The 12,575-nt window shown below is 66.1% G+C and carries 9 protein-coding genes; 8 read left to right on the top strand and 1 reads right to left on the bottom strand.

The features are described 5' to 3' along the window. Positions 1 to 23: 23 nt before the first annotated feature. The 8 genes from AC24R4_RS23390 (at position 24) to AC24R4_RS23355 (ending at position 11,777) form a co-directional block, all read left to right on the top strand. The gene (locus AC24R4_RS23390; RefSeq protein WP_487523677.1) at positions 24 to 3,785 is read left to right on the top strand and encodes a nitrate reductase subunit alpha; all 3,762 of its coding nucleotides are present in this window, start codon (positions 24 to 26) and stop codon (positions 3,783 to 3,785) included. Next, positions 3,782 to 5,332: a nitrate reductase subunit beta gene (gene narH, locus AC24R4_RS23385; RefSeq protein WP_487523676.1), complete on the top strand. Its 1,551-nt coding sequence runs from the start codon at positions 3,782 to 3,784 to the stop codon at positions 5,330 to 5,332. The genes AC24R4_RS23390 and narH overlap by 4 nt, the downstream gene beginning before the upstream one ends. Before the next feature lie 18 nt (positions 5,333 to 5,350). Continuing rightward, positions 5,351 to 6,037: a nitrate reductase molybdenum cofactor assembly chaperone gene (gene narJ / locus AC24R4_RS23380; protein WP_487523675.1), complete on the top strand. Its 687-nt coding sequence runs from the start codon at positions 5,351 to 5,353 to the stop codon at positions 6,035 to 6,037. A gap of 15 nt (positions 6,038 to 6,052) precedes the next feature. Next, positions 6,053 to 6,736 carry a respiratory nitrate reductase subunit gamma gene (narI, locus tag AC24R4_RS23375; protein ID WP_487523674.1) on the top strand — a complete coding sequence of 228 codons (684 nt, stop codon included), beginning with the start codon at positions 6,053 to 6,055 and terminating at the stop codon, positions 6,734 to 6,736. 9 nt (positions 6,737 to 6,745) lie between these two features. Continuing rightward, entirely contained in the window at positions 6,746 to 7,465 is a 720-nt protein-coding gene (locus AC24R4_RS23370) for a carbonic anhydrase (RefSeq protein ID WP_487523673.1), read from the top strand. A 34-nt stretch (positions 7,466 to 7,499) separates the two neighbouring features. Further along, positions 7,500 to 8,678 (top strand): NAD(P)H-dependent flavin oxidoreductase, encoded by a 1,179-nt coding sequence (locus AC24R4_RS23365; RefSeq protein WP_487523672.1) that lies wholly within the window; start codon positions 7,500 to 7,502, stop codon positions 8,676 to 8,678. A gap of 334 nt (positions 8,679 to 9,012) precedes the next feature. After that, positions 9,013 to 11,100, top strand: coding sequence for a type IV pili methyl-accepting chemotaxis transducer N-terminal domain-containing protein (locus AC24R4_RS23360; protein ID WP_487523671.1), 2,088 nt, complete (start codon positions 9,013 to 9,015; stop codon positions 11,098 to 11,100). 11 nt (positions 11,101 to 11,111) lie between these two features. Beyond that, positions 11,112 to 11,777 (top strand): response regulator, encoded by a 666-nt coding sequence (locus tag AC24R4_RS23355; protein ID WP_400396328.1) that lies wholly within the window; start codon positions 11,112 to 11,114, stop codon positions 11,775 to 11,777. A gap of 18 nt (positions 11,778 to 11,795) precedes the next feature. Here the strand turns inward: AC24R4_RS23355 and rpiA are convergent, their stop codons facing one another. Next, on the bottom strand, positions 11,796 to 12,482 hold the full coding sequence (gene rpiA / locus AC24R4_RS23350) for a ribose-5-phosphate isomerase RpiA (RefSeq protein WP_400396330.1): 687 nt from the start codon (positions 12,480 to 12,482) through the stop codon (positions 11,796 to 11,798). Between the last annotated feature and the right edge of the window lie 93 nt (positions 12,483 to 12,575).

Raw genomic sequence — 12,575 nt, 5'->3', positions numbered from 1 at the left:
AAAGCAAGCGGAGAACATAAGAAATGTCTCATTTTCTGGATCGACTGAAGTTCCTGTCGCGCGTGAAGTCCACGTACGCGGACGGGCATGGCGCGGTGGTCAACGAAGACCGCACGTGGGAAAACAGCTACCGCAGCCGTTGGCAGCACGACAAGATCGTGCGATCGACGCACGGCGTGAACTGCACGGGCTCGTGTTCGTGGAAGGTGTACGTCAAGAACGGCCTGATCACCTGGGAAACCCAGCAGACCGACTACCCGCGCACCCGTCCCGATCTGCCCAACCACGAACCGCGTGGCTGCCCGCGCGGCGCGTCGTACAGCTGGTACGTCTATTCGGCGCAGCGTGTGAAGTATCCGATGATCCGCGGCCGGCTGATGGAGATGTGGCGCGAGGCGCGCAAGACCATGGACCCGATCGCCGCGTGGGCATCGATCAGCCAGGACCCCGAGAAGGCCGCGCGCTACAAGCGCGTGCGCGGCCAGGGCGGCTTTGTGCGGGCGGACTGGGATACGGCCACGGAAATGATCGCCGCGGCCAACGCCTTCACGGTCAAGCAATACGGCCCGGATCGGGTCATCGGATTTTCGCCAATTCCGGCCATGTCGATGGTCTCGTACGCGGCCGGGGCGCGCTACCTGAGCCTGCTCGGCGGGGCCTGCCTGTCGTTCTATGACTGGTACTGCGACCTGCCGCCTGCCAGCCCGCAGATCTGGGGCGAGCAGACCGACGTGCCCGAATCGGCCGACTGGTACAACAGCACCTACCTGATGGTCTGGGGCTCGAACGTGCCGCAAACGCGTACCCCTGACGCGCACTTCTATACCGAAGTCCGCTACAAGGGCACCAAGACCGTCGCCGTGTCATCGGATTTCGGCGAAATGGTGAAGTTCGGCGACATCTGGCTGGCCCCGAAGCAAGGCACCGATGCCGCGCTGGCGATGGCCATGGGCCACGTGGTGCTCAAGGAATTCCACGCCACCGGCAAGTCATCGTATTTCCGCGATTACGTGAAGCAGTACACCGACATGCCGATGCTGGTGCTGCTGCGCGACCAGGACGGCACGCTGGTGCCCGACCACTTCCTGCGCGCCTCCCATCTGGACGGCAATCTGGACCAGGCCAATCACCCGGAATGGAAGACGCTGGTGATCGACCAGGCCAGCGGCGAGATCGTGGCGCCCAACGGCTCGATCGGCTTCCGCTGGGGCGAGGCCGCCCATGACGACGGCGCCAGGGTGGGACGCTGGAACCTGGAAATGAAGGATGGCGGCAGCGGCCGGGACATCGACCCGCGCCTGTCGCTGATCGGCGTCGAGGACGAAGTGGCCGAGGTGGGTTTCCCCTACTTCGGCGGCGAGCACGATGCGCTGCTGCGCCGTCGCGTGCCGGTGCGCCGGCTGACGCTGGCTGATGGCACCGTGGCGCGTGTGGCCACCGTCTACGACCTGCAGATGGCCAACTACGGCGTCGACCAGGGCCTGGGCGGCCCCAACGTGGCCGCGTCGTTCGACGACGATGTGCCCTACACGCCGGCCTGGCAGGAAAAGCACACCACCGTGCCGCGCCACCTGGTGATCCAGGTGGCCCGCGAGTTCGCCGACAACGCCGATCGCACACATGGCAAGAGCATGGTGATCGTCGGCGCGGCGCTGAACCACTGGTACCACAACGACATGATCTATCGCGGCATCATCAACCTGCTGATGATGTGCGGTTGCGTGGGCCAGAGCGGTGGCGGCTGGGCTCACTACGTCGGGCAGGAAAAACTGCGCCCGCAATTCGGCTGGGCGCCGCTGGCCTTCGGCGCCGACTGGTCGCGCCCGCCGCGCCAGATGAACGGCACATCGTTCTTCTACAACCACACGAGCCAGTGGCGCCACGAGAAGCTTGGCGTGGACGAGATCCTGGCGCCGACCGCCGATCCCAAGCGGTACGACAACCTGTCGCTGCTGGACCTGAACGCCAAGTCCGAGCGCATGGGCTGGCTGCCGTCGGCGCCGCAGCTCGGCCGCAACCCGCTGGACGTGGTGGCCGACGCCCGCGCAGCCGGCAAGGACCCGGTCGCCCACACCGTCGAACAGCTCAAGTCGGGCGCGCTGCAGTTTGCCTGCGACGACCCCGACAACCCGGCCAACTTCCCGCGCAACATGTTCGTATGGCGCTCGAATATCCTGGGCAGCTCGGGCAAGGGCCACGAATACTTCCTCAAGTACCTGCTTGGCACGCAGAACGCGGTGTTCGGCGACGAGAACGACGCGATCAAGCCGAGCGAGGTCACGGTGCGCCCGGCCGCGGAGGGCAAGCTCGACCTGCTGACCGTGCTCGACTTCCGCATGAGCACCACCTGCCTGTACGGCGACATCGTGCTGCCCACGGCCACCTGGTACGAAAAGGACGACCTGAACACGTCGGACATGCACCCGTTCATCCACCCGCTGTCCGAAGCCGTGCAGCCGCTGTGGGAAAGCAAGACCGACTGGGAGATCTACAAGGCCATCGCGAAAAAGTTCAGCGAGATTGCCGGCCCCTACCTGGGCACGCGCGAGGATCTGGTCTGCACGCCGCTGCTGCACGACACCCCGGGCGAACTGGGCCAGCCGTTCGAGCCGAAGGACTGGAAGCATGGCGAATGCGACCTGATCCCGGGCAAGACCGCCCCGTCGATGACGGTGGTCGAACGCAACTACGCCGACATCTACAAGAAGTTCACGTCGGTCGGGCCGCTGCTGGACAAGCTGGGCAACGGCGGCAAGGGCATCAACTGGGATACGAAGCATGAGGTCCGCGAGATCGGCCACCTGAGCAAGACCGTGACCGAGCCGGGCGTCAGCCACGGCCGTCCGAGGCTGGAAACGGCCATCGACGCCGCCGAGATGATCCTGACCTTTGCCCCGGAAACCAACGGCCACGTGGCCGTGAAGGCCTGGGACGCGCTGTCGAAGATCACCGGGCGCGACCATACGCACCTGGCCGCCGGCCGCGAGCACGACAAGATCCGCTTCCGCGACGTGCAGGCCCAGCCGCGCAAGATCATTTCCGCCCCGACGTGGTCCGGCCTGGAATCGGAGGAAGTCAGCTACAACGCCGGCTACACCAACGTCCACGAACTGATTCCATGGCGCACGCTGACCGGCCGCCAGCAGTTCTACCAGGACCACCGCTGGATGCTCGACTTCGGCGAAGGCGCATGCGTCTACAAGCCCGCCATCGACACCAAGACGGTGAGCCCGATGCTGGGCCGCAAGCCGAACGGCAATCCGGAACTGGTGCTGAACTGGATCACGCCGCACCAGAAGTGGGGCATCCACTCCACCTACTCGGACAACCTGCGCATGCTCACGCTGTCGCGCGGCGGCCCGCACGTCTGGATCTCGGAAGCCGAGGCCAAGGCCAACGGCATCCGCGACAACGACTGGGTGGAAGTGTTCAACGTCAACGGCACGCTGACCGCCCGGGTGGTGGTGTCGCAGCGGGTGCCCCAGGGGATGTGCCTGATGTATCACGCACAGGAAAAAATCGTCAATGTGCCAGGTGCCGAAACCAGCGGCATGCGCGGCGGCATCCATAACTCGGTCACGCGCGCCGTGACCAAGCCCACGCACATGATCGGCGGCTACGCGCAGCTGGCCTATGGCTTCAACTACTACGGCACGGTCGGCAGCAATCGTGACGAATTCGTGATCCTTCGCAAGATGAACAAGGTGGACTGGCTGGAAGGTCCGCGCAAGGAAGCACCCTCCCCCCAAAACAAAACAGAAAAGACTGAAGGAGCATGGCAATGAAGATCCGCGCTCAAGTGGCCATGGTGCTGAACCTCGACAAGTGCATCGGCTGCCATACCTGCTCCGTGACCTGCAAGAACGTCTGGACCAGCCGTGAGGGCGTCGAATACGCCTGGTTCAACAACGTCGAGACCAAGCCCGGCATCGGTTTCCCCAAGGAGTGGGAAAACCAGGACAAATGGAACGGCGGCTGGAAGCGCAATGCCGACGGCAGCCTGACCCCGCGCCAGGGTGGCAAGGGCAAGATCCTGTCGAACATGTTCGCCAACCCGAACCTGCCGCAGATCGACGAATACTACGAGCCGTTCACGTACGACTACGAACACCTGCAGAAGGCCCCGCTGGTGGAAACCCCGCCGACGGCACGCCCCGTGTCGGCCATTACCGGCCAGAGGATGGAGAAGATCGAATGGGGCCCGAACTGGGAGGACGACCTGGGCGGCGAATTCGACTCGCGCAGCCGCGACAAGCTGTTCGACGAGATCCAGAAGGACATGTACTCGACCTTCGAGAACACGTTCATGATGTACCTGCCGCGCCTGTGCGAGCACTGCCTGAACCCGACCTGCGTGGCATCGTGCCCCTCGGGCTCGGTCTACAAGCGCGAGGAAGACGGCATCGTGCTGGTGGACCAGGACAAGTGCCGCGGCTGGCGCATGTGCATCTCCGGCTGCCCCTACAAGAAGATCTATTTCAACTGGCAGAGCGGCAAGGCCGAGAAGTGCGTGTTCTGCTATCCGCGCATCGAGGCCGGCCAGCCGACGGTCTGCTCGGAGACCTGCGTGGGCCGCATCCGCTATCTGGGCGTGATGCTGTACGACGCCGACCGTATCGAACAGGCCGCCTCGGTGGCCGATGAGCGGGACCTCTACCAGTCGCAGCTCGACATCTTCCTGGACCCGAACGACCCGGCCGTGCAGGCCGAAGCGCTGCGCCAGGGCATTGCGCAGAGCTGGATCGACGCCGCGCGCAAGTCGCCCGTCTACAAGATGGCCGTCGAATGGAAGGTGGCCTTCCCGCTGCACCCGGAATACCGCACGCTGCCGATGGTCTGGTACATCCCGCCGCTGTCCCCGATCCAGTCGGCCGCCGAAGCCGGCTTCATGGGCATGAACGGCGTGATCCCCGACGTCAAGAGCCTGCGCATCCCGGTGAAGTACCTGGCCAACCTGCTGACCGCCGGCGATGTCATCCCGGTGCTTGGCGCGCTCGAAAAGATGCTGGCCATGCGCGCCTACAAGCGCGGCCAGCACGTGGACGGCATCGAGGACATGGCCGTGCTCGAACAGGTGGGCCTGACGCCTGCGCAGGTCGAGGACATGTACCAGACCATGGCCATCGCCAACTACGAGGACCGCTTCGTGGTGCCGTCGTCGCATAAGGAAATGTCCGAGGACAGCTTCGACGAAAAAGGCAGCTGCGGCTTCAGCTTCGGCAACGGCTGCTCGGGCGGCACATCGGACGGCACGCTGTTCGGCCGCAAGAAACCGCAGCCCGACGTGGCCTATGCCGACCTGCCGCGCTCGCGCAAGGCGCTGGCCACCTGACCAGATCCGGAGAACGCCATGACTATTCATCGAGTGCTGAGCGCCATGCTCAGCTATCCGGACCAGGCACTGGTCGACGGCATGCCCGACATCGACCTGGCCCTGGCCGAATGGCCGCAGGCGCGCGACATGCTGGCGCCGCTGACCGAAATGCTGCGCCGCGAACCGCTGATCCGGCTGCAGGAAAACTACGTGGCCACGTTCGACCGCAATCCGGCCCATTCGCTGCACCTGTTCGAGCATGTGCACGGCGAAAGCCGCGATCGCGGCCAGGCGATGGTGGACCTGCTGCAGGAATACCGGCGCGACGGCTTCGACCTGACCACCGCCGAACTGCCGGACTATGTCCCGCTGTTTCTGGAATACCTGGGCGCCCTGGTCATGGACGGCAAGCCAGCGCGTGCCGGGCAGCTGCTGGGCGACGCCATCCACGTGCTGGCCGCCATTGGCGACCGCCTGGCCCGCAGCGAAAGCCCCTATGCCGCCGCATTCCGCACGCTGCGCACGCTGACCGACGTGCAGCCGCAGCCGCAGGAAGAACCGCCCGTGCGCGACATGGACGAGGCCATGGAGAGATTCGGCCCCGGCGCGGACGGCGTGGAGCCGCTGCTGGCCCGCAAGCCCGACGTCGAGACGGTGCGCTTCTACAAGCGGGACGCCGCGGCCGCCGCGCGCGGCAAGCCGTCAGCCACCCACCCCCGCTAACCGAGCACCCTCACCATGACTCTGGTCCATCAATTCCTGTTCGGGATCTACCCGTATATCGCCGCCGCCATCTTTCTGTTCGGCAGCCTGGCGCGCTTCGAGCGCGAGCAGTACACATGGAAATCGGACAGCTCGCAGATGCTGTACCGCGGCAACCTGCGCACGGGCAACATCCTGTTCCATGTCGGCATCCTCGGCCTGTTCTTCGGCCATCTGGCGGGCCTGCTCACGCCGGTGGCGGTGTGGGACGCGCTGGGTGTCTCGCACAGCCTCAAACAGGCCGTGGCCATGACGGCCGGCGGCGTCATGGGCACCATGTGCCTGGCCGGGCTGCTGATCCTGCTGCACCGCCGTCTGACCAACGCCCGCGTGTCCGCCGTCACCCGTACGGGTGACAAGGTGCTGCTGCTGTGGCTGCTGGTCACGCTGCTGCTGGGCCTGTCCACCATCTTCGCGTCGGCCAGCCACATGGACGGCCACATGATGGTGCAGCTGATGACCTGGGCCCAGCACATCGTCACGCTGCGCGGGGATGCCGCAAGCTACGTGGCCGACGCGCCGCTGGTCTTCAAGGCGCATCTGTTCATGGGCATCTCGCTGTTCGCGATCTTCCCGTTCACCCGGCTGGTGCATGTGTGGAGCGGCTTTGCGTCGGTGGGCTATCTCGGACGCGCCTGGCAGCTGGTGCGCAGCCGGTAAGGCATCGCCATGCATACGATCGAGCGCCTCCTGAAAGGGTTCGAACGTTTCCAGCAGCATTACTTCGAGGATGCGCCGGCGCTGTACGATGCGCTGCGCGCCGGGCAGCATCCTCAGACTCTGCTGATTGGATGCAGCGATTCCCGCGTGGACCCCGGACTGCTGCTCGGCAGCGATCCGGGCGATCTCTTCACTGTCAGAAATGTGGCAAATCTGGTGCCGCCATGTAGCGAAAGGGAGACTGGACGGCTCCACGGGGTATCGGCGGCCATCCAATTTGCGGTAGAGCAACTGCGCGTCGCCAGAATTATTGTCATGGGTCATAGCGGATGCGGCGGAATTCGCGCATTGTTGGCGCGGCCCGAGGCTGAGGGCGACACGGCACCGGTGCGTGCCGGCCAGGATTTCATTGGTCCCTGGGTGCGCATTGCGGCACCCGCCCGCCAGATGGTGGAGCAGACCATGCCAGACGCAAGCGCCGAGCAACGTCAGCATGCCTGTGAACAGGCATCGATCCTGGTGTCGCTGCGCAACCTCGAGTCGTTCCCGTTCGTGCGCGCCGCGTGCGAGCGTGGCGAACTGACATTGCATGGCTGGTATTTCGATATTGCCGCCGGCGCGCTGCTCGCTTATTCCGACCGCGCCGACAGCTTCCTGCCACTGGTTTGCCCGCTGCCCGACACCCCCGTACGCGACGTCCGTAACACAGTCACCGCCGTTTGCCCCTGATGCAAAACAGCAAAACACTATCCGGAATGGACTCATGACAGAACACTGGCTGAAACTCGCTGGAAGGCGACTGCTGCCGCTCGTCCAGGGCGGCATGGGCATCGGCATCTCCGCCCATCGACTGGCGGGCACCGTGGCCGCCAACAACGGCGTCGGCACCATTGCCAGCATCGACCTGCGCCACCACCACGAAGACCTGATGGCCCAGACGCGCGGGACCCATGACAAGGAGAAAATCGAGGCGGCGAACCGTGTGGCGCTCGATCGCGAAATCCGGTCCGCGCGCGCGCTGTCGGGCGGCCGCGGCCTCATCGCCGTCAACGTGATGAAGGCCGTGGGCTCCCACGCCCAGCTGGTGCGGCAAGCCTGCGAAAGCGGCGCCGACGCCATCGTCATGGGCGCCGGGCTGCCGCTGGATCTGCCCGAACTGGCCGCCGACCATCCGAAGGTCGCCCTGATCCCGATCCTGTCCGAAACGCGTGGCATTGGCCTGGTCCTGCGCCGGTGGATGAAAAAGGGCCGCCTGCCCGACGCCATCGTGATCGAGCATCCGGCGCACGCCGGCGGCCATCTTGGCGCCGCCACCATCGAGGATCTTGGCAACGAACGATTTTCGTTCGCCCGCGTGCTGACCGAATGCCGCGAACTGTTCCAGACGCTGGGGCTGGCCTGGGACAGCATCCCGCTGATCCTGGCTGGCGGCATCAATTCCCACGAGAAGGTGCGCCACTGGCTGGGCGAAGGCGCGTCGGCCGTGCAACTGGGCACCGCATTCGCCGTGACCGAGGAATGCGATGCCCATCCGGACTTCAAGCAGGTGCTGGCCACCGCCACGCCGGACACCCTGCGCGAATTCACCAGCGTGGCCGGGCTTCCGGCGCGGGCCGTGCTGACACCGTGGCTATCGCGCTATCTGTCGAGCGAAAGTCGGCTGCAGCGCCGCGCCAAGCCGCGAGACTGCCTGGAGGGCTTCGACTGCCTGCAGGCATGCGGACTGCGGGATGGCGTGGCCAAGATCGGCCAGTTCTGCATCGACCTGAAACTTGCGCAAGCCGTGCGCGGCGATGTGGAACGCGGCCTGTTCTTCCGTGGCAAGGGCAAACTGCCATTTGGCGAAACCATCCGCCCCGTGGCCGAGCTGATGCACTACCTGCTGACTGGCGAAAAGCCCGCCGCGCTGGCCCGGGCGCCGGTCACCGCTGCTGCGGTGTGACGGCAAACAGCCTTTCCTTTTTTTCCCCTCCCCTTCCTTCCCTTCCCTCTTTTTCGTTCATTCTCGCAGTACGCGGGGCGGCAAGCCGCCCTGCTTGCGCATGCGGAACATACAGCGCAAGGCCGACAGCGACTGCGCGCCCATCCACGCGTTGGCGGCCGCGAACAGCCGACCGCCGGCTGGCAGACGTTCCACCCCATTGACGTCCCCGCCACATCGGCCCACGGATTGCACATTTCTTGATCTGGCGCAGAAATCACCTGCCCCATCACGCCGAAAATCGGATCCAAGGTTGCGCACGCCCCCCGCCCGCCCCTTGTGCCAACCCGATTCCATGCCAGGCCCCACGACTCCAACGCCCCTAGACAACCCCACGACAGCCTCCGCTTCGGCTGCCGCCACGCCGCATCCGCTGCCGGAGACCGGCCACGTCCCGGACACCGTCCGGCTTACGCCGCCGCGCTACCGGCTGTCCACGCGCATCATCCTGCTATCGCTGGTGTCGCTGCTGGCCGTGCTGACGATGATCGCCGGCACGCTCTACCTGTCCTGGAAGCTCGAAGGCGCGGGCGCCGCCATCAATGACGCCGGCAGCCTGCGCATGCGCGCCAATCGTGTCGCCATCGAGCTGTCGTTGTCGGCATCAGGCAAACCCAACAGCCTGGCCGAGCAGATCACCACGCTCGACAACACGCTGGCCCAGCTGCGCAAGGGCAATCCGGCCCGCCCGCTGTTCCTGCCCGACGAACCCGCCATCCACGCACAGCTTGACGCCGTGGTGGCCGACTGGTCGCAGCAGCTCAAGCCGCTGGCGCTGGCCGGCAACGCCAGCCAGTACGTCCGGGCGCTGCCGGGATTTGTCAATCGGGCCGACCGGCTGGTCCGTCAGATCGAGCACAACAGCGCACGCAAGACCGACATGCTGCGCCTGTCGCAAGTCGGGCTGGCCATCATGGCCTGCGTGGGCACCGTGGCCGTCATCTATCTGCTCTACCTCTGGATCATCCTGCCCGTGCTGCGTCTGCAGGACGGCCTGCGCCGCATGGCCGCCCGCGAATTTTCGCTGCGCCTGCCAGTGGAAACCCGCGACGAATTCGGCACGCTGACCTCGGGCTTCAACCGGATGGCTGCCGAATTGCAGGATCTCTACCAGGACCTGGCCGCCCGGGTGACCAGCAAGACGGCGGAACTGGCCCGCCAGAATCGCGACCTCGAGGCGCTCTACGACATGGCCGCCTTCCTGAACCAGGCCGGCGATTCCGAAACCCTGGCGCAGGGTTTCCTGGCGCGCGTGATGCCGCAGTTCGGCGCCGATGGCGGGTCCGTGCGCGTGTACGACGCCCGCCAGGGCAAGCTCCATCGGCTGGCATCGGCGGGCTTGTCGATGACGTTGGCCGACGACGATCACTGCGCGGACGTCGATGCGTGTCACTGCGGGCATGCCACGCAAGCCGGCATTGTCACGGTGGCCGACCTGCGCCGGTCCATGTCCCCGGCGCAGGTCCCGATGCCCCCGGCGCTGCCCTCGCCTTGCCGGCGCGAAGGCTTCCTGTCGATGGCCGCGTTCCGGCTGGACACCCTGCGCGGGCCGGTGGGCACGCTGACGCTGCACTTCCGGGTGGCGCGCGAACTGCCGCCATCGGACCGGCAATTGCTCGAAACGATGGCCCAGCATCTGGCCACGGCGCTGGAACACATCCGCCTGTCGGCCAGTGCGCGCCAGCTGGCCGTCGTGGAAGAACGCCACCTGGTGGCTCAGGGGCTGCACGACAGCATCGCGCAGGGGCTGAATTTTCTGAATCTGCAGGTGCAGTTGCTGGAAGACGCCGTGGACCGGCGTGCCGATGGCGAGGTGCAGGAAATCATCCCGCTGTTGCGCCATGGTGTGGAAGAGAGCTACCAGGACGTGCGCGAGCTGCTGCACAATTTCCGGTCGCGGCTGACCACCGGTGGCCTGCGCCCCGCCGTGGAAGAAACCGTGGCGCGCTTCCGGCGCCAATGCCGCACCGACGCCACGCTGACCATCGACGACAAGGGCCTGCCGCTGCAGCCCGAAGACCAGCTGCAGGTGCTGTTCATCCTGCAGGAAGCATTGTCGAACGTGCGCAAGCACGCCATGGCCGAACACGTGACGATCTCGATCCGGCACGACCGGCTGTTCCGGCTGGTGGTGCAGGACGATGGCGACGGATTCGACGCCGGCCGGCTGGACGAACACGACGCCAGCCACATCGGCCTGCACATCATGCGCGAGCGCGCGGCCAGGCTTGGCGCGCAGCTTGCCATCGACGCCCGCCCGGGGCTTGGCGTACGGATCGAACTGACCCTGCCGCGCGACGTTGCGTCCGACGGCCGCCCCGCCCCAACCGCCGACCTGCCGGACGCTGCACCGGCCACCACGCCGGCCAGCATACCTGCCTGAGGCCCCTCATCATGACCATCCGCATCCTGTTGATCGACGACCATACGCTGTTCCGCTCGGGCATTCGCGCCCTGCTGCAGCGGCAAGCGGATTTCGAGATCGTCGACGAGGCCGCCGACGGCGTGGAGGGCATCAAGCGCGCCAAGCAGCATCGGCCCGACGTGATCCCGCTGGACCTGAACATGCCCGGGCTGTCCGGGCTCGAAGCCCTGCATCTGCTGGTGGAAGACCTGCCCGACAGCGCCGTGGTCGTACTGACCGTGTCGGAAGAGGCGGACGAGCTGGCAACCGCCCTGCGCAGCGGCGCGCGCGGCTATCTGCTCAAGAACATCGAGACCGAAGCCCTGACCAGCGCCATCCGGCGGGCGGCGGCCGGCGAACCGGTGATATCGGAAGGCATGACGGCGAAGCTGGTGCAGCAGTTTCGGGCGCCGAACATCGCGTCCGGCGCGGCCCTCCGCCATGAGGGTAGCCAGCGGAGCGCCCCGCTCACCGTGCGCGAGCGCGACATCGTGCAGGGGCTGGTGCGCGGCGAAAGCAACAAGGAAATCGCGCGCGAGCTTGGCGTGGCGGAAAGCACCGTGAAGATTCACGTGCAGAACATCCTGAAGAAGCTCAACCTCGCCAGCCGCGTGCAGGTGGCGGTCTACGCCGTCGAGCATGGGCTCGCGGGCTGACCGCCGGCGCGACCCGGCTCAGTAGTCGGTACGCTGCACGCCCTGCTCGGTGCCCAGCAGCAGCACGTTGGCGCCGCGCAGCGCGAACAGGCCCACCGTCACCACGCCGGGCAGATGGTTGATGCGCTGCTCCAGGGCTTTGGGGTCTTCGATCTTCAGGCCGGCCACATCGAGGATCACATTGCCGTTGTCGGTCTTGTAGATGCCGCCTTCCTTGGTCATGCGCAGGCGCGGCTGGCCCCCGAGCGCGGCCAGCTGGCGGGCGACCGCGGCGCGTGCCATCGGGATCACCTCGACCGGCAGCGGGAAGGTGCCCATGACCGGCACCAGCTTGCTGCCATCGGCGATGCAGACGAAGCGCTCGGCCACCGACGCCACGATCTTCTCGCGCGTCAGCGCGCCGCCACCGCCCTTGATCATCGCGCCCGAGGCGTCGATCTCGTCGGCGCCGTCAACATAGACGGGGATGGTGTCGACCTCGTTGAGGTCCAGCACGGTGAAGCCATGCTGCTGCAGACGGCGCGTGGACGCTTCCGAGCTGGAAACGGCGCCGCTGAAGCGGTCCTTGAACGCCGCGACGGCGTCGATGAAGAGATTGGCGGTGGAGCCCGTGCCCACGCCGAGAACGGCACCTTGGGGCACTTCCTGCTTCACATAGTCGGCGGCGGCTTGCGCGACCTGCGCCTTGAGTTCATCCTGAGTCATGACAACAGCCAGAATTGCGTTGGGAAGGGCGTAGTGTAGCGGATCGCAGCCCCCGTCCGGCGATTGCCGCCCCGGTGCCGAGCTTGCGCGCCG

Source organism: Cupriavidus sp. CER-90 (assembly GCF_057652055.1).
The sequence above is the reverse complement of the archived record's forward strand: the minus strand, read 5'-3'. Positions and strand labels throughout refer to the sequence as shown.

Bases quoted from the DNA above. Each gene is read 5' to 3' on its own strand.
- narJ (WP_487523675.1), top strand. From the start codon at position 5,351: ATGACTATTCATCGAGTGCTGAGCGCCATGCTCAGCTATCCGGACCAG.
- narH (WP_487523676.1), top strand. From the start codon at position 3,782: ATGAAGATCCGCGCTCAAGTGGCCATGGTGCTGAACCTCGACAAGTGC.
- AC24R4_RS23360 (WP_487523671.1), top strand. From the start codon at position 9,013: ATGCCAGGCCCCACGACTCCAACGCCCCTAGACAACCCCACGACAGCC.
- AC24R4_RS23355 (WP_400396328.1), top strand. From the start codon at position 11,112: ATGACCATCCGCATCCTGTTGATCGACGACCATACGCTGTTCCGCTCG.
- AC24R4_RS23370 (WP_487523673.1), top strand. From the start codon at position 6,746: ATGCATACGATCGAGCGCCTCCTGAAAGGGTTCGAACGTTTCCAGCAG.
- narI (WP_487523674.1), top strand. From the start codon at position 6,053: ATGACTCTGGTCCATCAATTCCTGTTCGGGATCTACCCGTATATCGCC.
- AC24R4_RS23365 (WP_487523672.1), top strand. From the start codon at position 7,500: ATGACAGAACACTGGCTGAAACTCGCTGGAAGGCGACTGCTGCCGCTC.
- AC24R4_RS23390 (WP_487523677.1), top strand. From the start codon at position 24: ATGTCTCATTTTCTGGATCGACTGAAGTTCCTGTCGCGCGTGAAGTCC.
- rpiA (WP_400396330.1), bottom strand. From the start codon at position 12,482: ATGACTCAGGATGAACTCAAGGCGCAGGTCGCGCAAGCCGCCGCCGAC.